The organism is Pseudalkalibacillus sp. Hm43, from assembly GCF_054170705.1.
Genome location: NZ_CM135129.1, coordinates 2,165,699 through 2,188,071, shown reverse-complemented (window position 1 = coordinate 2,188,071; position 22,373 = coordinate 2,165,699). Strand labels below are relative to the sequence as shown.

Genomic DNA, 22,373 nt, shown 5'->3' with positions numbered 1-22,373 from the left:
AGGCTCTTTTTTTGTGCTTTAAAAAAGGCAACTTAGTTATGGTACACTTGAGATTACACAGCGCTTGAGGGTATCTAGCGAGTAAGTCATGAGCATCGCTTTGCCTTTGGCTCAACCTAAGATTTCTTGAACAGTGAATGAGGAGGAACAAGATTGGAAGGAAACAATGAACTCATCAAACAAGTAGCGAGTGAAACGAAACTTTCCATAAAGTACGTGAAAAACATCATCGACCTTCTGGAAGAAGGGAATACAGTACCGTTCATTGCACGTTATCGTAAAGAATTGACAGGTGCCGCAGACGAAGTCCAAATACGGAATGTTTCTGAGGCATGGGAGTATAAAAACAACCTCGAAAAGCGAAAAGAGGAAGTTTTACGTTTAATTGAAGAACAAGATAAGCTGACGGACGAATTGAGAGCAGAAATACATAACGCCACAAAGCTTCAGCAGGTGGAAGACTTATACCGCCCTTATAAGCAAAAGAAACGGACGCGTGCCACGACCGCTAAGGAAAAAGGCTTGGAGCCGTTAGCTAATCTGATCATGGAGCAACCTAAAGGGATTGACCTGGATTCAGAAGCAACAGCGTTTTTATCAAAGGAAAAAGAAGTACAGTCTGTAGAGGATGCAATCCAAGGAGCAGAAGACATCATCGCAGAATGGGTTTCGGATGACTCGGATAACAGAACCTGGATTCGATCACTCACGTTCCAAGAGGGGATCATTGAAACGAAAGTAAAAAAGAAAGAGATGGATGAATCCGACCAAAAAACGTATGAGATGTATTACGAATATCAGGAGCCGGTGAAGAAAATCGTCCCCCATCGTACACTTGCTGTGAACCGAGGCGAAAAAGAAGGAGTATTAAGAGTCTCTACTATCGCACCGGTGGACAAGATTTTGCGAAAGTTGAATGAAAAGTATGTGCAACCAGGCTCCTCTACACGGGAGAACATCGAGCGAGCAATCCTGGATGGCTATAAGCGGCTCATCGCACCTTCTATCGAACGGGATATCCGAAACGAACTGACGGAAAAAGCAGATGAACAGGCCATCCGGATCTTTTCGGAAAACCTGCGCCATCTGTTACTACAACCACCATTGAAAGGAAAGATAGCGCTTGGCGTCGACCCGGGGTATAGAACCGGCTGTAAAATTGCAGTCGTAGATGAGACAGGTAAAACATTGGATGTCAGTGTCATGTATCCAACACCACCTCGTTCCGATATTGAAAAATCCAAGTCCATCCTCAAAGCATTGATTGAAAAGCACGATGTTGAAATCGTTGCAATCGGCAATGGAACCGGATCTCGGGAAACAGAACAATTCGTAGCGGATCTCATCAAGGAACTCAACCGTCCGCTTGCGTATATCATCGTCAATGAAGCTGGGGCCAGTGTGTATTCGGCTTCTGATGTAGCCCGACAGGAATTTCCGGACTTGAAAGTAGAAGAAAGAAGTGCGGTATCCATCGCAAGAAGATTGCAGGATCCGTTATCTGAACTCGTCAAAATCGATCCGAAATCGATTGGCGTCGGACAATATCAACACGATGTCGCGCAAAAACAATTGAACGATTCACTGACTTTCGTTGTCGAAACGGTCGTAAACCAGGTTGGTGTGAACGTCAATACGGCTTCTCCTTCCTTATTGCAATATGTCGCAGGTCTCTCAAAAACCGTCGCGAACAACATCGTCAAGCAGCGGGAGGAAGAAGGGAAGTTCAAGAGCAGGGTCCAATTGAAGAAGATCCCGAGGCTTGGGGCTAAAACCTATGAACAGTGTATCGGCTTCCTACGAATCATTGATGGAAAGAATCCACTTGATCAGACTCCGATCCATCCGGAAAGCTATGACGATACGAAAAAGCTTCTTGCGTTACTTGGTGTAACGGAAAAAGAAATCGGAACAGAAGAGATCCGAACGAAGCTTCAATCTCTAGATATTAAGGAGTACGCTGAAAAACTTGATATTGGCGAACTGACACTAAAAGATATCATTGATGCTATTGTGAAGCCATCCAGAGACCCTCGTGATGAAGTGACGAAACCTCTATTGAAGACGGACGTCTTGAAGATGGAGGATCTGGAAGAAGGAATGGAGCTTGAAGGTACAGTCCGAAATGTCGTAGATTTCGGTGCATTCGTTGACATCGGTGTGAAGCAAGACGGGCTTGTCCATATCTCCAAGCTAAGTAAGAACTACGTCAAACACCCGATGGACGTTGTACATGTCGGAGAAGTCGTCAAAGTCTGGGTCGAACAAGTCGACCTCCAAAAACAAAGAATCGCCTTAACGATGGTAAGTCATTAAAAACAAAAAGCACTGCTTCTTAGGAGCAGTGTTTTTTTCTGTAAAAGAACCAACATTGGTTGAGTAATTTGATCTGATAACGGTCTTTATTGAAGTACGCATTCCTTAACTGCTTTTTGAACCAGTAAGGCATGTTAGCCCTCCTCACTTTCCTAAGGGTGGTTATTAGTCTATGTGTCACGGCTTGCCAATGTTCGTGACTTCTCTTTACTTTTCATTTCAGAAGAGTTTTGGCACAATATATAAGAAGAAGGGGAAGGGTGGATCCAGATGGAACAGAGCGAGCTTCAGCAATTAGTCGAAGACATCTCATCAAAATACTTCAATAGACCATTTGTGCATGAAGCGCGTTTCAACAATCGATTGAAGACGACAGGAGGTCGTTATTTACTCGGTTCCCATGATCTTGAGTTCAACCCTAAACAACTGGAAGTGAACGGAATGGACGCCTTCGTTGGCATCATCAAGCACGAACTATGTCACTACCATCTACATTTGCTTGGAAGAGGATATCGCCACCGTGATCAAGATTTTAAGCAGTTGTTGAAGCGAGTGGGCGGCAGTCGTTATTGTCAGGTGATTCCCGGACAGCGCAGACAAGAACAGGTGAAATACAACTACCTATGTAAAAAGTGCGGGCAACTATACCCGCGTAAGCGGAAGGTCGATACGAGAAAGTATGGTTGTGGGAAATGTAGAGGCAAATTAATTCTCAAATAGTCATTGACTAAGACTTTAGATTATGTTACTTTAATTAAGTCGCGATAAGGACATGCGTCCTATCGACAAGACAAAGCAAAAAAAGATTTAAAAACATAAAAAAAGATATTGACTTCGGTTTTTATCTGTTGTAAGATACTTATTGTCGCTAAAAAACGAATCACACTTTATTCCACAGTAGCTCAGTGGTAGAGCTATCGGCTGTTAACCGATCGGTCGCAGGTTCGAGTCCTGCCTGTGGAGCCATATGGAGAAGTACCCAAGTGGCTGAAGGGGCGCCCCTGCTAAGGGTGTAGGTCGTGTAAGCGGCGCGAGGGTTCAAATCCCTCCTTCTCCGCCATTCTAATTATTCATTTTGGCCCCTTGGTCAAGTGGTTAAGACACCGCCCTTTCACGGCGGTAACACGGGTTCGAATCCCGTAGGGGTCACCACTTTTTTTATTGGAGAAATACGATGGACCCGTGGTGTAGGGGTTAACATGCCTGCCTGTCACGCAGGAGATCGCCGGTTCGAATCCGGTCGGGTCCGCCATTAATATTAAAAATGTTAGTTAAATCGATGGGCTATAGCCAAGCGGTAAGGCAACGGACTTTGACTCCGTCATGCGTTGGTTCGAATCCAGCTAGCCCAGCCATTTAACGAGCCATTAGCTCAGTCGGTAGAGCATCTGACTTTTAATCAGAGGGTCGAAGGTTCGAGTCCTTCATGGCTCACCACTTTCTTTGCGGGTGTGGCGGAATTGGCAGACGCGCTAGACTTAGGATCTAGTGTCCTTGCGACGTGGGGGTTCAAGTCCCTCCACCCGCACCATTATTCATTAAATGGTGCAACACGGTTTTACAGAAAAGCATCGCTAGTTTGAATATCCATTTAGCGGTCGTGGCGGAATGGCAGACGCGCTAGCTTGAGGGGCTAGTGGGTGTATACCCGTGGAGGTTCGAGTCCTCTCGACCGCACCATATAAATTTCATATCTCATTTCATTAACATGCGCCCGTAGCTCAATTGGATAGAGCGTCTGACTACGGATCAGAAGGTTAGGGGTTCGACTCCTCTCGGGCGCGCCATTTACGGGAAGTGGCTCAGCTTGGTAGAGCACCTGGTTTGGGACCAGGGGGTCGCAGGTTCAAATCCTGTCTTCCCGACCATCATATATGCGGGTGTAGTTTAGTGGTAAAACAAGAGCCTTCCAAGCTCTGGTCGTGAGTTCGATTCTCATCACCCGCTCCATTCAAATTATGGGCCTATAGCTCAGCTGGTTAGAGCGCACGCCTGATAAGCGTGAGGTCGGTGGTTCGAGTCCACTTAGGCCCACCATTTATACAACTCCTTCGAAATATAGAGCCTTTCAATTCACGTTGATTCTCTTTATGATCGATTTCAAACAAGACAAAAACTTTCTCAAAAAAGTTATTGACACTGTAGTTGCGAAAATGGTACATTGCTTAAGTCGCCAAAAAAACGACGACATACAAACAGCTCTTTGAAAACTGAACAAAAGCCAAGCGTGAAACGGGTTTTTATATAAAAACCCCGAATCAATTTCGATTTACATTTAATGAGCAATCAAACACTTTATTGGAGAGTTTGATCCTGGCTCAGGACGAACGCTGGCGGCGTGCCTAATACATGCAAGTCGAGCGGATCAATGGGGAGCTTGCTCCCCTGAGATCAGCGGCGGACGGGTGAGTAACACGTGGGCAACCTGCCTGTAAGACTGGGATAACTCCGGGAAACCGGGGCTAATACCGGATAATACTGACCACCACATGGTGGAAAGTTGAAAGATGGCTTCTAGCTATCACTTACAGATGGGCCCGCGGCGCATTAGCTAGTTGGTGAGGTAAGGGCTCACCAAGGCGACGATGCGTAGCCGACCTGAGAGGGTGATCGGCCACACTGGGACTGAGACACGGCCCAGACTCCTACGGGAGGCAGCAGTAGGGAATCTTCGGCAATGGGCGAAAGCCTGACCGAGCAACGCCGCGTGAGCGATGAAGGCCTTCGGGTCGTAAAGCTCTGTTGTTAGGGAAGAACAAGTACCGTTCGAATAGGGCGGTACCTTGACGGTACCTAACCAGAAAGCCACGGCTAACTACGTGCCAGCAGCCGCGGTAATACGTAGGTGGCAAGCGTTGTCCGGAATTATTGGGCGTAAAGCGCGCGCAGGCGGTCTCTTAAGTCTGATGTGAAAGCCCACGGCTCAACCGTGGAGGGCCATTGGAAACTGGGGGACTTGAGTACTGGAGAGGAGAGTGGAATTCCATGTGTAGCGGTGAAATGCGTAGATATATGGAGGAACACCAGTGGCGAAGGCGGCTCTCTGGCCAGTAACTGACGCTGAGGCGCGAAAGCGTGGGGAGCAAACAGGATTAGATACCCTGGTAGTCCACGCCGTAAACGATGAGTGCTAGGTGTTGGGGGGTTCCACCCTCAGTGCTGACGTTAACACATTAAGCACTCCGCCTGGGGAGTACGGCCGCAAGGCTGAAACTCAAAGGAATTGACGGGGGCCCGCACAAGCAGTGGAGCATGTGGTTTAATTCGAAGCAACGCGAAGAACCTTACCAGGTCTTGACATCCTTCGCTACTTCTAGAGATAGAAGGTTCCCCTTCGGGGGACGAAGTGACAGGTGGTGCATGGTTGTCGTCAGCTCGTGTCGTGAGATGTTGGGTTAAGTCCCGCAACGAGCGCAACCCTTGATCTTAGTTGCCAGCATTCAGTTGGGCACTCTAAGGTGACTGCCGGTGACAAACCGGAGGAAGGTGGGGATGACGTCAAATCATCATGCCCCTTATGACCTGGGCTACACACGTGCTACAATGGATGGTACAAAGGGCAGCAAAACCGCGAGGTTGAGCGAATCCCATAAAGCCATTCTCAGTTCGGATTGCAGGCTGCAACTCGCCTGCATGAAGCCGGAATTGCTAGTAATCGCGGATCAGCATGCCGCGGTGAATACGTTCCCGGGCCTTGTACACACCGCCCGTCACACCACGAGAGTTTGTAACACCCGAAGTCGGTGAGGTAACCTTTTGGAACCAGCCGCCGAAGGTGGGACAGATGATTGGGGTGAAGTCGTAACAAGGTAGCCGTATCGGAAGGTGCGGCTGGATCACCTCCTTTCTAAGGAGTCCTTTTAGGACATAAGCCCTTCGGGGCAACACGCTTTGGCTTTTGTTTAGTTTTGAAAGAGCTTATGTTCTTTCAAAGGATTCTTCGACTAACTACGTCACGTCCTGTGACAACGTCGAAGTCAGCCCATCCATGGGCAAGTCGTTCCTTGAAAACTAGATAACGAAAATTCTTGAAAACAAGACATCGAAACGTCATTTAATGACAAAGTAAGTAAAGTGTAAGTTCATTCATAACGTGGTTAAGTTATGAAGGGCGCACGGTGGATGCCTTGGCACTAGGAGCCGACGAAGGACGGGACGAACACCGATATGCTTCGGGGAGCTGTAAGTAAGCTTTGATCCGGAGATTTCCGAATGGGGGAACCCACTGTCCGTAATGGGACAGTATCCATACCTGAATACATAGGGTATGAGAAGGCAGACCTGGGGAACTGAAACATCTTAGTACCCAGAGGAAGAGAAAGCAATCGCGATTTCCTGAGTAGCGGCGAGCGAAACGGAATCAGCCCAAACCAAGAGGCTTGCCTCTTGGGGTTGTAGGACACTCTATACGGAGTAAGAAAGGAACGGCGTAGGCGAAGCGGTCTGGAAAGGCCCGCTAGAAGAGGTAACAGCCCTGTAGCCAAAACGTCGTTCCCTCCAGAGTGGATCCTGAGTACGGCGGGACACGTGAAACCCCGTCGGAATCTGGGAGGACCATCTCCCAAGGCTAAATACTCCCTAGTGACCGATAGTGAACCAGTACCGTGAGGGAAAGGTGAAAAGCACCCCGGAAGGGGAGTGAAAGAGATCCTGAAACCGTGTGCCTACAAGTAGTCGGAGCCCATTAACGGGTGACGGCGTGCCTTTTGTAGAATGAACCGGCGAGTTACGATAACGTGCAAGGTTAAGTTGAGAAGACGGAGCCGCAGCGAAAGCGAGTCTGAATAGGGCGAAGGAGTACGTTGTCGTAGACCCGAAACCGAGTGATCTACCCATGTCCAGGGTGAAGTTCAGGTAACACTGAATGGAGGCCCGAACCCACGCACGTTGAAAAGTGCGGGGATGAGGTGTGGGTAGGGGTGAAATGCCAATCGAACTCGGAGATAGCTGGTTCTCCCCGAAATAGCTTTAGGGCTAGCCTCGTGGTGAGAGTTCTGGAGGTAGAGCACTGATTGGACTAGGGGTCCCCACAGGATTACCGAATTCAGTCAAACTCCGAATGCCAGGAACTTGTCCACGGGAGTCAGACTGCGAGTGATAAGATCCGTAGTCGAGAGGGAAACAGCCCAGACCATCAGCTAAGGTCCCCAAGTATACGTTAAGTGGAAAAGGATGTGGAGTTGCCCAGACAACCAGGATGTTGGCTTAGAAGCAGCCACCATTTAAAGAGTGCGTAATAGCTCACTGGTCGAGTGACTCTGCGCCGAAAATGTACCGGGGCTAAACGTATCACCGAAGCTATGGATTGTACCTTTGGTACAGTGGTAGGGGAGCGTTCGAAGGGCTGAGAAGCGAGACCGGAAGGACTCGTGGAGCGCTTTGAAGTGAGAATGCCGGTATGAGTAGCGAAAAGAGAAGTGAGAATCTTCTCCATCGAAAGCCCAAGGTTTCCTGAGGAAGGCTCGTCCGCTCAGGGTTAGTCGGGACCTAAGCCGAGGCCGAAAGGCGTAGGCGATGGACAACAGGTTGATATTCCTGTACCACCTCCTTTCCGTTTGAGCAACGGGGGGACGCAGGAAGGTAGGGAGAGCGCGCTGATGGATATGCGCGTCCAAGCAGTCAAGGCCGGTGGATAGGCAAATCCGTCCACCATACGGCAGAGCTGTGATGGCGAGGGAACTAAAGTACCGAAGTCCCTGATCCTACACTGCCAAGAAAAGCCTCTAGCGAGGAAAGAGGTGCCCGTACCGTAAACCGACACAGGTAGGCGAGGAGAGAATCCTAAGATGCTCGGGAGAACTCTCGTTAAGGAACTCGGCAAAATGACCCCGTAACTTCGGGAGAAGGGGTGCTCTGATAGGGTGTATGCCCGAGAGAGCCGCAGTGAAAAGATCCAAGCGACTGTTTAGCAAAAACACAGGTCTCTGCGAAGCCGTAAGGCGAAGTATAGGGGCTGACACCTGCCCGGTGCTGGAAGGTTAAGAGGAGGGGTTATCCCTTACGGGAGAAGCTCTGAATCGAAGCCCCAGTAAACGGCGGCCGTAACTATAACGGTCCTAAGGTAGCGAAATTCCTTGTCGGGTAAGTTCCGACCCGCACGAAAGGTGCAACGACTTGGATACTGTCTCAACGAGAGACCCGGTGAAATTATAGTACCTGTGAAGATGCAGGTTACCCGCGACAGGACGGAAAGACCCCATGGAGCTTTACTGTAGCCTGATATTGGATTTTGGTATCGTTTGTACAGGATAGGTAGGAGCCTTAGAAGCCGGACCGCTAGGTTCGGTGGAGGCGTCGGTGGGATACTACCCTGACGGTATTGAAATTCTAACCCAGGACCGTGATCCGGTTCGGAGACAGTGTCAGGTGGGCAGTTTGACTGGGGCGGTCGCCTCCTAAAGTGTAACGGAGGCGCCCAAAGGTTCCCTCAGAATGGTTGGAAATCATTCGCAGAGTGTAAAGGCACAAGGGAGCTTGACTGCGAGACCTACAAGTCGAGCAGGGACGAAAGTCGGGCTTAGTGATCCGGTGGTTCCGCATGGAAGGGCCATCGCTCAACGGATAAAAGCTACCCTGGGGATAACAGGCTTATCTCCCCCAAGAGTCCACATCGACGGGGAGGTTTGGCACCTCGATGTCGGCTCATCGCATCCTGGGGCTGAAGTAGGTCCCAAGGGTTGGGCTGTTCGCCCATTAAAGCGGTACGCGAGCTGGGTTCAGAACGTCGTGAGACAGTTCGGTCCCTATCCGTCGCGGGCGCAGGAAATTTGAGAGGAGCTGTCCTTAGTACGAGAGGACCGGGATGGACACACCGCTGGTGTACCAGTTGTTCCGCCAGGAGCATCGCTGGGTAGCTACGTGTGGACGGGATAAGTGCTGAAAGCATCTAAGCATGAAGCCCCCCTCAAGATGAGATTTCCCATCGCGTCAAGCGAGTAAGATCCCTCAGAGATGATGAGGTTGATAGGTCTGGTGTGGAAGCGTGGTGACACGTGAAGCTGACAGATACTAATCGATCGAGGACTTAACCACAATACTTAAACATCGAAGATGTTTTCAAGAACCGTTATCTAGTTTTGAAGGAATGGTTCCTTCAACTTCATAGTCTGGTGACGATGGCGAAGAGGTCACACCCGTTCCCATGCCGAACACGGAAGTTAAGCTCTTCAGCGTCAATGGTAATTGGGGGCTTCCCCCTGTGAGAGTAGAACGTCGCCGGGCACTAACAGAGCAGCCTTATGAGGCTGTTCTTTTTTGTGCATTTTTTCAAGACAATAAGGAAGAAAATGTGCCCTCATTTTCTCTTCAAAGAGATGATTTTTACTGCTCCACACAAAAAACAATCCAAAAAAGCGATAAATCACTTCTTTGTGGTTAAAAGCCAGATGTTTATTAAGGTATCCGGCTCATGGTAACGAAGAAATCATTTTGTCCAAAAAAGTGTTGCTAATTAGATTTTCGTCATTTATAATTAGCATCAACGAAAGCGCTTTCGATATAGAGGGGATAAGCAATGATAACAATCTATGACCTTGCCAAAAGAACCGGATTTTCAAGTACGACTGTCTCAAAAGCTCTGAACAATTATTCCGATGTCAGTCAGAAGACAAAGAATATCATTCTTCAGACTGCAGCCGAGATGGGCTACTTACCGAATGCACACGCTCAATCACTTTCAACTAAAAAATCCTGGACAATTGGTGTAATGTTTTCTGAAGCCAATGAAGTAGGGATGAAGCATCCATTTTTCAATGCCATTATTGAAAGTTTCCGTAAGCATGTGGAAAAAGAGGGTTACGATTTAATCATTGCCTCAAGAAACTTACGAAACAGGGACATCAGTTACCTTGAACACTTTCTCTACCGTGGAGTGGACGGAATCGTGGTTATCTGTTCAGACCCTAATGATCCACAAGTACAAGAAATGATCCAGAGTAACCTTCCGATTGTGGTAATAGACATGAGCAATCAGAACTGTAGTGTTGTACTGTCTGATAACCTCTCTGGTGCGGAACAAGCCATTACATATCTGTACTCACTCGGACATACCAAAATCGCCCACATTGCAGGGGACTCAACCATCCATGCTGGGAAAGTCCGGATTGAAGGATTCAAAAAAGCGATGAAGAAGCTTGGACTGACACTCCATGAGAAGTATCTTGTCAATGGAGGGCTATTCTCCATAAAAGAGGGTGCCGAAGCAATGAAGACCCTTTTAGACTTAGACGAACCACCGACTGCTGTGTTCATTGCTGGTGACCATATGGCGATCGGGGCGATGGAAGTTGCAAAGTCGAGAGGAATCCGAATTCCTGATGATTTATCTATTGTTGGATACGATGATATTGAAATGGCGAGCTATGTATCCCCTAAACTGACAACGGTAAGACAAGATACAGATGTATTAGGAGTACGTGCTGCTCAGTTATTGATTAAGCAAATGGTTCAAGATAAGAAAATCATCACAGAGGAAGTTATTCCAGTTAAATTAATTGAGAGAGAATCATGTAAAACTATATAGTAATAGTCAAGTTAAAATGAAACCGCTTTCTGCTATGAAAGCTTTAACTTTTAGTTAAAACGAAACCGGTTTCGGAAAATTTTTTAGAGTGTTTCGAAACCGGTTTCGTTCTTATAAATCCATTTTTGAAAGGGGAAAAACATGAAAAAAATCGTAGGTGTGATGATGTCGCTCGTTTTAGTCATTGGGGTGATTGCAGGTTGTTCAAACAAAGATACATCAGGAGAAACAAAAGATGGAAAAAAGGTCGATCTCAAAATCTGGTCATTTACAGATGAATTGAAAGAGCCAATCAAAAAATTTGAAGAGAAAAACGGTGTGAAGGTGGAACTGACGATTGTGCCAATCGCAGATTATCCAACGAAATTAAAGCCTGTGCTTGAAAGTGGTGTAGGCGCACCGGACGTATTTACTGGAGAAATCGCGTTTTTGAAACAGTGGGTTAACGCAGGATATTGGGAAAACCTTTCAGAAAAGCCATATAACGTTGATGAATTATCCGACAACTATGTACCTTATGTATTCGATTTAGGTAAAGACCAGGATGGTAACGTGAGAGCATTGTCCTGGCAAACAACTCCTGGTGGGCTTTACTACAAACGAAGCATCGCGAAGGAAGTCCTTGGTACAGATGATCCTGATGCAGTAGGTGAAATGCTCTCTTCAATGGATAAAGTATTTGAAGTAGCCGAGAAGATGAAAGAAAAGGGTTACCGTATGTTCCCGGATGAGGGATCGATCAGATGGTTCTCCCAAGGAGATAATCCTAAGCCATGGGTGAATGAAGACAATGAAATCCAACTTACAGAACAGAAAGTTGCCTTTTTAGATACGGCTAAGAAATTACGTGAAAACAATTATACAGCCCTCGCGCCAGAATGGTCTCCATCATGGTTTGAAGCAATGGATAAGCCGATCAAGGTAAAAGAAGGCGGGAAAGAAACGGAGACTCAAGTATTTTCATATGTTCTTCCTACTTGGGGTCTTCACAGCGTACTTAAGACAAATGTAGAAGATACTGCAGGTGACTGGGCGGTAACAAATGGTCCAAGCCCTTACTTCTGGGGTGGTACTTGGTTAGGTGTATACAATAAATCGAAGAATAAAGAGCTAGCATATGATTTTGTGAAAATGATGACGCAAGATGATGAGTTCTTAACAGATTGGGCGAAAGAGACAGGAGATGTTCTTTCCTACCTTCCAGTTACGAATGAAATCAAAGATGACTTCAGTGATGAGTTCCTGGGTGGTCAAAACAACTATCAATTCTTCCTTGAACAAGCGAAAAGCATCGAGCCTGGTATTGTAACAAAGTACGACCAACAGCTTGATACATTCTACGGGAATGCCGTTCAAGAATATGTAGATGGAAAGAAAACGAAAGAAGAAGCAATCAAAGAGTTTTATAAGAAAGTTCAAAATGCTTACCCGGATTTGAAAGTCCCTAATAAGTAATAAAAACGTAAGCGGTATATGTCTATACCGCTTACTCTTTTGAAAGGAGCGAGGAAATGAATAAGCTGAATCGTTATGGCTATATTTTCGTAGCCCCGTTTTGGATTATTTTTCTCGTATTTAGTATTTACCCTGTAATCCTCACTTTTTATTATAGTTTTACAAATTACAGTGGTAGTGGAAGTGCGGAAGTCGTAGGACTGGAAAATTACAAGCGCCTGATTACAGATACGTATTTTGTAGAAGCATTTTTCAATACATGGAAGATTTGGGGCATCAATTTTGCGTTGCAAATTACAATCGCTTTGATATTGGCAGCGATATTCTCTGATATGAGAGTGAAAATGAAAGGGTTGGCATTCTTTCGATCAATTTTTTACCTTCCCAATCTGATTACCGTCAGCTCAGTGGCCTTATTGTTCGGAATATTGCTGGATTGGCAGCATGGATCTCTCAATATGGTTCTGTTGAAAATCGGACTGATCTCTGAACCGATCAACTGGTTGAATGAACCGACGACTGCCCAACTCTCCGTTTCCTTGATCCTTACGTGGATGTGGTTCGGACACTCATTCATCGTTGTTATGGCAGGGGTATCCGGAATATCAAAGGATTACTACGAAGCTGCATTGATTGATGGAGCAAGCAGAGTACAAACATTTTTCCATATTACACTTCCATTGTTGAAGCCGATTCTCTTATACATCATGATCACATCGTTAATTGGTGGTCTTCAACTCTTTGACTTACCTATGCTATTGACGGACGGAATAGGATCTCCAGATGGATCGCTAAATACGATGGTTTTGTACTTGTACAATCAAGCATTCAAGTATAGCAACTATGGATATGCGTCTGCTGTTGCTTATGGTCTATTCCTGATTACGATCATTTTCTCAGCAATCGTATTCAAATCCATGTATCGCAACGAGCGTAAACAAGCGAGGCAGGTGTAATTATGATAGACAGAACGGAAATTGAAAAAGGTGTCCCAGAAAAGCGTCTTGTCCAAAAGAAGGCGGGTCCAAATAAGGTAGCCCCCGAAAAACCAAAACCCAACAAGCGCAAATCAATGATTAAGGGAGTCATATACGCCCTTCTGATCCTGTTGGCTATTGCTTGTTTCATCCCTTTCTTGATGATGATTGTGAATGCGACTCGTTCAAATGATGCCATTTTAACTGGTTTTACATTGATACCAGGCAGTGCACTGCTCGAAAACTACAATACGATGATGGAATATGTGAACATATGGAATGGATTCAAGAACAGCCTGATCATATCCGTCCTTGTCACTGTTTTGTCAGGCTACATTTCAGCTCTGACTGCTTATGGTTTCGCTTTTTATACGTTCAAGGGAAAGAATTTTCTCTTTGTATTCATGCTTGTGATGATGATGGTTCCAGGTCAGCTCGGTTTGATCGGATTTTATGAATTGAGTAAAGTGCTTGGAATCTTGGATACGTTCATACCACTTATCGTGCCTGCGGCAGCTAGTCCGTTTGTCGTTTTCTTTTTACGCCAATATATTAAAACGACCTTACACCCAAGCTTGATTGAAGCGGCAAGGATTGATGGGGCAAGTGAGTGGAAGATCTTCCATACGATTGCAATACCAATTATGATGCCTGCCGTCGCAACGATGTCGATCTTCACGTTTATCGGTTCGTGGAACAATTACATCATGCCCTTAGTCATCTTATTCTCACCTGAGAAGTATACGTTACCTGTTTTGATGGGCTTTTTGAAAGGGTCTCAAGTTGCACAAAACTTAGGATCCATGTATTTAGGAATTGCTATCTCGGTTGTTCCGATCATGATCGCCTTTTTGTTCTTTTCTAAATACATCGTTAATAGCATCTCTGCTGGAGCAGTCAAAGAATAGAGGAGTGGAAGTTTATGAAGTTTGATCAGCATTTTACATTTGGTACAGCAACGTCCTCCTATCAAATTGAAGGAGCTCACCAGGAAGGTGGAAGAACGCCTTCTATCTGGGACGTATTTTGTGATGAACCAGGAAAAGTGTATGAACAACATAACGGAAATGTGGCATGTGATCACTACAATCGCTACGAAGAAGACATCGAGATCATCAAGAATCTCGGTGTTGATTCTTACCGTTTTTCAATCGCCTGGCCACGTATTTTCCCAGCAAAAGGCGAGTATAACCCGGAAGGCATGGAATTTTACAAAACGTTGGCGAGACGGTTGAGGGAAGAAGGAATCAAACCAGCTGTCACCTTATACCACTGGGACCTTCCTATGTGGGCGCATGAAGAAGGGGGCTGGGTGAATAGAGATTCCGTTGATTGGTTCCTTGAGTATGCAGAAGCTTGTTTCCGTGAACTTGATGGATTGGTAGAATCGTGGATCACCCATAACGAGCCGTGGTGTGCAGGATTCTTAGGATACCACATGGGCGTGCACGCACCAGGACACACGAATCTTGATGAAGCAGTCCGTGCAGTTCACCATATGCTGCTATCTCATGGAAGAGCGGTAAATATGCTTAAGCAAGAATTCAGTTCAAAGACACCGATCGGGATTACCTTGAATTTATCCCCTGTCTATCCGAAAACGGATTCTGTGAATGATCAACTTGCAGCAAACAACTCTGATGGGTATTCAAATCGTTGGTTCTTAGACCCAGTGTTCAAGGGTAGCTATCCAGTCGATATGATGAATCTCTTTTCTAAGTATGTGCACTCTTATGACTTCATCCAAAAAGGTGACCTTGAAATCATTTCGACTCCTTGTGACTTTTTTGGTATCAATTATTACAGTCGGGGAATCGTCGAATTCAGTGCGGCAAATGACTTCCTGTCGAAAGGTGCTCATTCAGATTATGAAAAGACTGGAATGGGCTGGGATATCGCGCCTGATGAGTTCAAGGATCTGATCAGGAGATTAAGGGATGAGTATACGAATCTCCCTATTTATATCACTGAAAATGGAGCGGCATATGATGACCAACTCGTAGATGGAAAAGTGCATGACCAAAAACGAATCGAATATATCGAAAAGCATCTTCAAGCGGTATATGAGCTGAACGAAGAAGGAATGAACATCCAGGGTTATTTCCTATGGTCTCTTCTTGATAATTTCGAGTGGAGCTTTGGTTATGATAAAAGGTTTGGAATCATTTATGTCAATTACGAAACACAAGAACGAATTTGGAAAGATAGTGCGTTGTGGTATGCCGAAATCGTCAAGAATAGAGGGACCGTCCTGCCACTAGATGCATGATTAGAAAGGAGCAATTCGGTGATAACGAAAACGGTTACCCATATCCAGACGGCAAAAGACACAGGTGACAGACTGCAAGTGAAGAGTCCGTCGCCTGTTGAAACCGGTTCAAAAACGATAGACCTTCAAATCAATCCCGATCAGACCTTTCAAACAATCTTAGGGTTTGGCGGTGCTTTTACTGAAGCTACCGCTCATTCTCTCTCGTTGATGAGTAAAGAGAAGCGGGATGAGATTATTCATCGTTATTTTCATCCTGAAGAGGGCCTCGGATACCAATTCGGGAGAACACATATCAACAGCTGTGATTTTTCCTTAGGAAACTATACGTATGTGGAAGATGGAGATACAGAGCTTGAGAGTTTCTCGATTGATCGTGAGAAAGAGCTTGTCATACCCTTGATTAAGGATGCTGAAAAAGTGGCGGGGCAAAGCCTGAAGATTGTTTCTTCTCCATGGAGTCCACCACCTTGGATGAAGAGCAATCAGGAAATGAACCATGGTGGCAAACTGTTGGACGAGTACCAACCTGTCTGGGCAGAGTACTACTTAAAGTATATTGATGCGATGGAGGCGGAAGGGATTCCGGTTTGGGGAATCACGATCCAGAATGAACCTGAAGCGAAGCAGGTTTGGGATTCCTGTCTTTATACCGCAGAAGAAGAACGAGATTTCATCAAGAACCATCTAGGGCCATTATTACATACAAGAGGAAAAAGCGACCTGAAGGTCATCATATGGGATCATAATCGAGACGTGGTCTACGAGCGTGCGAAGACAGTATTGTCTGACCCGGAAGCGAGCAAATATGTTTGGGGGACAGGCTTGCATTGGTATGTGTCTGAGGAGTTTGATAATCTCTCAAAAGTGCACAATGAGTTTCCTGACAAGCATCTGATTTTCACAGAAGGATGTATTGAAGGTGGTGTACAGCTTGGTGCCTGGCATACGGGAGAAAGATACGCCCGTAACATCTTAGGAGACTTGAACAATTACTTGGAGGCGTGGATCGACTGGAATCTCGTACTGAATGAAGAAGGCGGACCGAACCATGTCGGAAATTACTGTGACGCCCCAGTGATTGTAGATACGAAAAAGGACGAGATCCACTATAATAGCTCCTTTTATTACATCGGCCATTTCAGTAAATATATCAAACCAGGTGCCGTAAGGATTTCATGTACAGCTGGAAGCGATGAAATTCAATCTGCAGCTTTCCTTAATCCGTCAGGAGAAATCGTAATCGTAATGATGAATGAAGGAGAAGAGCATTTATCTGTCCAATCTGATGTCGATGGACAGAAAACAACCATTGAAATGCCAGCGCATTCCATTTCAACTGTGCTTGTTGGTGAGTAATCATCTTACGTACCTGTGCTTAACTAGCCTATAGCCTAACTATGCGGTGATTTTTTTTGTATGTTGAGTCTCTGTTAATTTATCTGACGATTCAATCATGGTATATTAACTGATAATGGAGGCGATGAACGTGGAAAAATTCCGTTTCGATTCGAAGGCAGTACATTTTCATAAAAGGCTAAAGTCAGAGTCAACGAGTAAAGCGCAGCCAATCTATCAAACTTCAGCTTTCAAGTTCAAGAACTTGGAGGAGCTGGAAGGGTACTTTGAAGGCAAATCTCCCTATATGTATTCCAGAGTCAGTAATCCGAATACGGATGACCTTGGAACGGGTGTCGCTCAATTAGAAGGGGCTCCAAAAGGGATTGCGACTTCGTCTGGGATATCAGCTATTCTAGCAGGAATTCTAGCAGTTGCTGAGCAAGGCTCACATATTGTCGCTTGTGAAGACCTTTATGGTGGTACATATCAGCTGCTCGCAAAAGAGCTTCCATCCCTGGGGATTGAAGTTTCATTCGTTTCTTTCGCATCAGAAGAGACGATCCGGGCGGCGATTCAATCCAACACAGTATTGCTCTATTCGGAATCGGTCACGAATCCGTTTTTACGAGTAGAAGACATTGAAAGAGTCGTGGAGATTGGCAGAGAGTTCAATTTGAAAACGATGATCGATAATACATTTGCCACACCATACCTTGTACAACCGTATTTGAAAGGGATTAACATTGTGGCACATAGTGCGACGAAGTATATTGGTGGACATTCGGATATCACTGCTGGTGTCGTTGTCGGAGACCTGCCGTTAATCGAAAAAGCGAAGAGCAAAGTGATGAACTTCGGGAGCAACCTCAGCCCGTTTGAAGCATGGCTCACGTGTAGAGGATTGAAAACGCTGAGTGTGCGGATGGAGAGGCACACGAATAATGCGCAGAAATTGGCGAACTTTTTGTCAGAGCATTCGTCTATCGAGAAAGTATACTACCCAGAATTCGTATCGGAAAAAGGGAATGGAGCGATTGTGTCGATTCTCTTGAGTGAAGATGTCGATCCGAACGCGTTCTGTGAAAAATTAGATTGGATCGGCGTTGTCCCTACACTTGCTGGAGTCGAAACAACAGTGTCCTATCCGATGGGAACCTCCCACCGGGCATTGCCGGAAGAAGAACAAGAACGACTAGGAATCAAAAAGAATCTGATCCGAATTTCGGTTGGAATTGAAGACTACGAGGATATTTTAGAAGCTTTTGATAAGGCGTTACAATAAGAGGTGGTGCTGCCTGTCATTGGCAGCACTTTCCCATATTAGAAAAAAGATCAGAAAAAGGTTGCATCTCGTATTTACACATGGTATATTAGTAATTGTCCGATTGAAAGAGGACAAGCCGAACTTATCGGCGACATAATAGTATCGGCGCGGGGTGGAGCAGTCTGGTAGCTCGTCGGGCTCATAACCCGAAGGTCGTAGGTTCAAATCCTATCCCCGCAACCAATTTAAAACTTACTACGTTGATTAAACATCATAGCTAGTTTTAGATAGTGGTACCTTTAGGTGCAACCAAATTAAAATAAAAACATTTAATACATAATTAGGACCCGTGGTGTAGGGGTTAACATGCCTGCCTGTCACGCAGGAGATCGCCGGTTCGAATCCGGTCGGGTCCGCCATTACTTACATGAAACAAAGGTTTCGTGTTTTTTTTATGCCTAAAAACGGTTTTACAGATGACCATTTTCATATAAAATAAAGCCATTAAACGTATTTGATAATAAACATAGGATGGAAGTGTGTGGATGAAAAAGTGGGTTGTACTGTTCCTTGGAATCCTGTTTCTTGTTGCATGCAGCCAAGAGCCTGCCGTTCAACAAGAGGAAGAGAAACCAACAACAGAAGGTGCAGAAAACACCAATCAAGAGGAAAATACCACGGAAGAAAGTGACCCAGAAGATACGACTTCGACGACAGAAGAAACTGAGGATACCGCAGCCACTGATGAGGAAGAACCTCCTCAAGAAGGTGAAGAGGCAGCTTCCGTTTACATTGATTTCGAGCCGTATACCGAGTCTTTCAGTGTGAACGGAATTCTTGTTGGTGATACGAAAGAGCATGTTGTTGAAACATTAGGAGAGCCGTTTAAAAGGTATGAAGGGGACGTTAGATGGGATTATACGTTCCAGGACGCCTGGTATGGAGAGACGTTGTCCTTTGACTTCGACGATCTTGGTGTGAATTACATACAAGTCGATACGATTACTGAAAAAGGAAGAATACTTGAAGATGCCTTTATCCAGTCATTCGATCAGGATAACAACGGACAGATCTATAAAGCCACAGATCAATTCTTGAAAGACTTTGATGAATCAGCGCTATCGTTGTTTGTCTTTTTTGTACATGACGATTCCATCTTAGTCGGATTGAAAAATGCAGACGCCCAGCATCATGTATCTCGCACCTATATGGTGACGCATATCGACCATTGGGCTTGGGCGCGGGGATGGAACATGGAGATATTCCAGGATGAAACCCTCTTTACGAAAGTGAATGCAGACATCGCGATTGCTGACCAATAACATAAGCGTTCGGGTCTTTTTTATTGTCTTTAAATTGATTCATTGGACCTATTCCTCTACGATCAAAGCCACGATTTCCCCCCTTTATAAAAAAAATTTAAAACCACAAAAACATTGTTCTAAATATCATGTAAGCGTTTCCCAAAAAACTGATTAGTCGAAATTATCAAAAAATAAGGTTGACCTTCTTAAAGAACGGGAGTAATATTGTCGGCAACCAAGAAAAAACAGTGCTGTGACGCGCTCGAGCTTTACAGTACTAACCCATTAAATTTAACTAGAAGGGAGCGATCGACATGAGCGAACAATGGATTTACCTGAATGGCCGCTATGTGAACAAGCAGGATGCGGTTGTGTCTGTGTATGATCATGGATTTCTATACGGAGATGGGGTGTTCGAAGGTATTCGAATGTATGACGGTAATGTGTTCCGACTGAAAGAGCATGTTGATCGCTTATACGATTCAGCGAAATCCATCATGCTTGAGATCCCATACAGCAAGGCAGAATTGACGGAGATCGTTGCAGAGACACTCAGACGAAATGAATTACAGAACGCTTATGTGCGCGTCGTCGTATCAAGGGGTGTCGGGAATTTAGGTTTAGATCCCAGACACTGCAGGGAGCCTCAAGTGATCGTCATTGCAGAACAGCTTGCACTTTTTCCAGAAAAGCTGTATGAAACAGGAATCGAGATTGCGACGGTTGCAAGCAGAAGGAATCGCGCTGATGTTTTATCCCCAAAAGTGAAATCATTGAATTATTTAAATAACATCCTCGTCAAGATCGAGGCGAACCTCGCTGGGGTCAGTGAGGCTCTGATGCTGAATGATCAAGGTTATGTCGCGGAAGGATCGGCGGACAACGTGTTCATCATCAAAGGCAATGTCATTAAAACACCACCTGGCTATGTCGGTGCTCTAGAAGGGGTAACCCGAAATGCCATCATGGAAATTGCTCATCTGCTAGGATTTGAAATGCGTGAAGAAGTGTTCACGAGACACGATGTCTATACAGCAGATGAGGTGTTCTTGACCGGCACTGCTGCTGAAGTCATCGGAGTTGTGAAGGTCGACGGGAGACTGATTGGAGAAGGTAAACCAGGAGAAATGACAAACCAACTCCTTGAAGCTTTCCGAAAAACCGTAACGGAAGATGGTCATCAAGTCTATGCGCATGAAAAAATCCAAGCTGGTTAAGCAATAGGTGGTGATAAGATGCGAAGTGACAAAATCAAGAAAGGAATCGACCGCGCGCCCCACAGAAGCCTGTTGCGAGCGACTGGCGTCAAAACAAGAGATATCGAAAAGCCGTTCATCGGCGTATGCAACTCCTACATCGATATCATTCCGGGTCACATGCACCTGAATAAATTCGCTGAAGTGGTGAAAGAGGCGATCCGGGAAGCAGGAGGCATCCCGTTCGAATTCAACACGATCGGGGTTGATGATGGGATTGCGATGGGACATATCGGTATGCGATATTCCTTGCCGAGTAGGGAAATCATCGCTGATTCTGCAGAGACTGTCATCAATGCCCACTGGTTTGATGGCGTCTTCTTCATACCGAACTGTGACAAAATCACACCTGGGATGCTGATGGCAGCAGCAAGGACAAACGTTCCGTCAGTGTTTGTCTCAGGTGGTCCGATGGAAGGCGGCACATCAAAGGACGGAAAGCCACTATCCCTCGTCTCCGTGTTTGAAGGAGTGGGCGCACACCAATCGGGCACAATGTCGGCTGAAGCACTGCTTGATATTGAACAGAATGCTTGTCCGACGTGCGGATCTTGTTCTGGAATGTTCACAGCCAACTCCATGAACTCCATGATGGAAATGGTTGGACTTGCCTTACCGGGTAACGGGACGATCGTTGCCACATCGGATGAACGTCATCGTTTGATTCGGGAAGCGGCCCATCATCTCGTTGATATGGTTAAAAAGGACCTCAAACCGCGAGATATCATCACGAAAGAAGCAATCGATGATGCTTTTGCTTTGGACATGGCGATGGGCGGATCGACGAACACCGTCCTACACACGCTTGCAATCGCCAATGAGGCAGAAGTCGAATATGACTTGAACCGGATTAATGAAATTGCGGAAAGAACACCTTATCTGGCAAAAATCAGTCCTGCTTCTGATTTTACGATGGATGATGTCCATCAGGCAGGCGGGATCAGTGCCATCATCAAAGAGCTCTGTCAAATCGAAGGGCTGGTCAACAAGGATCGAATTACGGTTACAGGCAAATCGCTGTATGAGACCGTTGAGCCTTATGACATCAAGAACAATCAAGTCATCCGGCGAAAGGATAATCCTTATAGCAAAGTCGGAGGATTGTCCATCCTGAACGGAAACATCGCTCCAGAAGGTGGCGTTATCAAAGTGGGCGCAGTCGATCCATCGATCAAGACGTTCATGGGAAAAGCGATTTGCTTCAATTCGCAGGACGAAGCGCAGCAAGGCATAGATGACGGAACCGTCCAGGCAGGAGATGTTGTCGTCATCCGTTACGAAGGTCCGAAAGGCGGCCCGGGAATGCCGGAGATGCTTGCGCCAACCTCGGCTATTGCCGGACGAGGATTGGATAAAGAAGTCGCATTGATTACAGATGGTCGTTTTTCAGGCGCATCCCGAGGCATTTCTGTCGGACATATTTCTCCAGAAGCAGCAGAAGGAGGTCCGATTGCGTTCGTCGAGGATGGAGACTCGATCTTCATCGACCTTGAAAATCGGTCCATCAACCTGATGGTTTCAGAGGAAGAGTTGGAAGAGCGGAGGAAGAGTTTCGAACAGCCTCCTCCAAAAATCAAAAAAGGCTATCTAGCCCGATATGCAAAGCTCGTTACATCAGCAAGTACAGGTGGAATCATGAAAGTTTAATATAGCAAAGCGTCGACGAGGCA

General features: G+C 45.8%; 13 protein-coding genes, 14 tRNA genes and 3 rRNA genes. 29 read left to right on the top strand and 1 reads right to left on the bottom strand.

The annotated features are described in order from the left end of the window. Positions 1-153 precede the first annotated feature (153 nt). Complete coding sequence (locus ACXQIQ_RS11580; protein ID WP_439302349.1) at positions 154-2,316, top strand: Tex family protein; 2,163 nt, start codon at positions 154-156, stop codon at positions 2,314-2,316. A 19-nt stretch (positions 2,317-2,335) separates the two neighbouring features. Here the strand turns inward: ACXQIQ_RS11580 and cmpA are convergent, their stop codons facing one another. Next, positions 2,336-2,449: a cortex morphogenetic protein CmpA gene (cmpA, locus tag ACXQIQ_RS11575; protein WP_221569009.1), complete on the bottom strand. Its 114-nt coding sequence runs from the start codon at positions 2,447-2,449 to the stop codon at positions 2,336-2,338. A gap of 137 nt (positions 2,450-2,586) precedes the next feature. Between cmpA and ACXQIQ_RS11570 the strand changes: the two genes are divergently transcribed. The 28 genes from ACXQIQ_RS11570 (at position 2,587) to ilvD (ending at position 22,350) form a co-directional block, all read left to right on the top strand. Further along, on the top strand, positions 2,587-3,036 hold the full coding sequence (locus ACXQIQ_RS11570) for a SprT family protein (protein ID WP_439302350.1): 450 nt from the start codon (positions 2,587-2,589) through the stop codon (positions 3,034-3,036). Between the two features lie 171 nt (positions 3,037-3,207). Continuing rightward, positions 3,208-3,282: transfer RNA gene (locus ACXQIQ_RS11565), tRNA-Asn, on the top strand. A gap of 3 nt (positions 3,283-3,285) precedes the next feature. Continuing rightward, positions 3,286-3,376: transfer RNA gene (locus tag ACXQIQ_RS11560), tRNA-Ser, on the top strand. A gap of 17 nt (positions 3,377-3,393) precedes the next feature. Then, positions 3,394-3,468: transfer RNA gene (locus tag ACXQIQ_RS11555), tRNA-Glu, on the top strand. Between the two features lie 24 nt (positions 3,469-3,492). Then, a tRNA-Asp gene (locus tag ACXQIQ_RS11550) sits at positions 3,493-3,568 on the top strand. Positions 3,569-3,596: 28 nt separating this feature from the next. Beyond that, positions 3,597-3,671, top strand: a tRNA-Gln gene (locus ACXQIQ_RS11545). 6 nt (positions 3,672-3,677) lie between these two features. Next, positions 3,678-3,753 (top strand) — tRNA-Lys (locus ACXQIQ_RS11540). 8 nt (positions 3,754-3,761) lie between these two features. Continuing rightward, positions 3,762-3,847: transfer RNA gene (locus ACXQIQ_RS11535), tRNA-Leu, on the top strand. 63 nt (positions 3,848-3,910) lie between these two features. Next, a tRNA-Leu gene (locus ACXQIQ_RS11530) sits at positions 3,911-3,996 on the top strand. Positions 3,997-4,026: 30 nt separating this feature from the next. Beyond that, a tRNA-Arg gene (locus ACXQIQ_RS11525) sits at positions 4,027-4,103 on the top strand. A gap of 4 nt (positions 4,104-4,107) precedes the next feature. Next, positions 4,108-4,184: transfer RNA gene (locus tag ACXQIQ_RS11520), tRNA-Pro, on the top strand. Between the two features lie 8 nt (positions 4,185-4,192). Continuing rightward, positions 4,193-4,266: transfer RNA gene (locus ACXQIQ_RS11515), tRNA-Gly, on the top strand. 10 nt (positions 4,267-4,276) lie between these two features. Beyond that, a tRNA-Ile gene (locus ACXQIQ_RS11510) sits at positions 4,277-4,353 on the top strand. 258 nt (positions 4,354-4,611) lie between these two features. After that, positions 4,612-6,163: ribosomal RNA gene (locus ACXQIQ_RS11505) — 16S ribosomal RNA — on the top strand. A 248-nt stretch (positions 6,164-6,411) separates the two neighbouring features. Continuing rightward, positions 6,412-9,348: ribosomal RNA gene (locus ACXQIQ_RS11500) — 23S ribosomal RNA — on the top strand. A gap of 73 nt (positions 9,349-9,421) precedes the next feature. Further along, positions 9,422-9,537, top strand: a 5S ribosomal RNA gene (gene rrf / locus ACXQIQ_RS11495). The 16S, 23S and 5S rRNA genes sit together here with 12 tRNA genes alongside, the layout of an rRNA operon. Positions 9,538-9,829: 292 nt before the next feature. Further along, on the top strand, positions 9,830-10,837 hold the full coding sequence (locus tag ACXQIQ_RS11490) for a LacI family DNA-binding transcriptional regulator (protein WP_439302505.1): 1,008 nt from the start codon (positions 9,830-9,832) through the stop codon (positions 10,835-10,837). 141 nt (positions 10,838-10,978) lie between these two features. Beyond that, a complete protein-coding gene (locus ACXQIQ_RS11485; RefSeq protein WP_439302504.1) occupies positions 10,979-12,292 on the top strand; it encodes an ABC transporter substrate-binding protein in 1,314 nt (437 codons plus the stop codon). Positions 12,293-12,348: 56 nt separating this feature from the next. Further along, entirely contained in the window at positions 12,349-13,248 is a 900-nt protein-coding gene (locus tag ACXQIQ_RS11480; protein ID WP_439302503.1) for a carbohydrate ABC transporter permease, read from the top strand. 116 nt (positions 13,249-13,364) lie between these two features. After that, complete coding sequence (locus ACXQIQ_RS11475; protein WP_439302508.1) at positions 13,365-14,177, top strand: carbohydrate ABC transporter permease; 813 nt, start codon at positions 13,365-13,367, stop codon at positions 14,175-14,177. A 14-nt stretch (positions 14,178-14,191) separates the two neighbouring features. Beyond that, positions 14,192-15,538 (top strand): GH1 family beta-glucosidase, encoded by a 1,347-nt coding sequence (locus ACXQIQ_RS11470; protein ID WP_439302502.1) that lies wholly within the window; start codon positions 14,192-14,194, stop codon positions 15,536-15,538. Positions 15,539-15,559: 21 nt separating this feature from the next. Next, positions 15,560-16,897 carry a glycoside hydrolase family 30 protein gene (locus ACXQIQ_RS11465; RefSeq protein WP_439302507.1) on the top strand — a complete coding sequence of 446 codons (1,338 nt, stop codon included), beginning with the start codon at positions 15,560-15,562 and terminating at the stop codon, positions 16,895-16,897. A 124-nt stretch (positions 16,898-17,021) separates the two neighbouring features. Next, a complete protein-coding gene (locus ACXQIQ_RS11460) occupies positions 17,022-18,161 on the top strand; it encodes a trans-sulfuration enzyme family protein (protein ID WP_439302501.1) in 1,140 nt (379 codons plus the stop codon). Positions 18,162-18,309: 148 nt separating this feature from the next. Next, positions 18,310-18,386: transfer RNA gene (locus ACXQIQ_RS11455), tRNA-Met, on the top strand. 100 nt (positions 18,387-18,486) lie between these two features. Then, a tRNA-Asp gene (locus tag ACXQIQ_RS11450) sits at positions 18,487-18,562 on the top strand. A gap of 126 nt (positions 18,563-18,688) precedes the next feature. Next, the gene (locus tag ACXQIQ_RS11445; RefSeq protein WP_439302500.1) at positions 18,689-19,465 is read left to right on the top strand and encodes a hypothetical protein; all 777 of its coding nucleotides are present in this window, start codon (positions 18,689-18,691) and stop codon (positions 19,463-19,465) included. Positions 19,466-19,761: 296 nt separating this feature from the next. Beyond that, a complete protein-coding gene (gene ilvE / locus ACXQIQ_RS11440; protein WP_439302499.1) occupies positions 19,762-20,664 on the top strand; it encodes a branched-chain-amino-acid transaminase in 903 nt (300 codons plus the stop codon). An 18-nt stretch (positions 20,665-20,682) separates the two neighbouring features. Continuing rightward, positions 20,683-22,350, top strand: a complete 1,668-nt coding sequence (ilvD, locus tag ACXQIQ_RS11435) for a dihydroxy-acid dehydratase (protein WP_439302498.1) — start codon at positions 20,683-20,685, stop codon at positions 22,348-22,350. The last annotated feature ends 23 nt before the right edge of the window (positions 22,351-22,373 follow it).

Bases quoted from the DNA above. Each gene is read 5' to 3' on its own strand.
- cmpA (WP_221569009.1), bottom strand. From the start codon at position 2,449: ATGCCTTACTGGTTCAAAAAGCAGTTAAGGAATGCGTACTTCAATAAA.
- ACXQIQ_RS11570 (WP_439302350.1), top strand. From the start codon at position 2,587: ATGGAACAGAGCGAGCTTCAGCAATTAGTCGAAGACATCTCATCAAAA.
- ACXQIQ_RS11490 (WP_439302505.1), top strand. From the start codon at position 9,830: ATGATAACAATCTATGACCTTGCCAAAAGAACCGGATTTTCAAGTACG.
- ACXQIQ_RS11485 (WP_439302504.1), top strand. From the start codon at position 10,979: ATGAAAAAAATCGTAGGTGTGATGATGTCGCTCGTTTTAGTCATTGGG.
- ACXQIQ_RS11480 (WP_439302503.1), top strand. From the start codon at position 12,349: ATGAATAAGCTGAATCGTTATGGCTATATTTTCGTAGCCCCGTTTTGG.
- ACXQIQ_RS11475 (WP_439302508.1), top strand. From the start codon at position 13,365: ATGATTAAGGGAGTCATATACGCCCTTCTGATCCTGTTGGCTATTGCT.
- ACXQIQ_RS11470 (WP_439302502.1), top strand. From the start codon at position 14,192: ATGAAGTTTGATCAGCATTTTACATTTGGTACAGCAACGTCCTCCTAT.
- ACXQIQ_RS11460 (WP_439302501.1), top strand. From the start codon at position 17,022: ATGAACGTGGAAAAATTCCGTTTCGATTCGAAGGCAGTACATTTTCAT.
- ACXQIQ_RS11445 (WP_439302500.1), top strand. From the start codon at position 18,689: ATGAAAAAGTGGGTTGTACTGTTCCTTGGAATCCTGTTTCTTGTTGCA.
- ilvE (WP_439302499.1), top strand. From the start codon at position 19,762: ATGAGCGAACAATGGATTTACCTGAATGGCCGCTATGTGAACAAGCAG.
- ilvD (WP_439302498.1), top strand. From the start codon at position 20,683: ATGCGAAGTGACAAAATCAAGAAAGGAATCGACCGCGCGCCCCACAGA.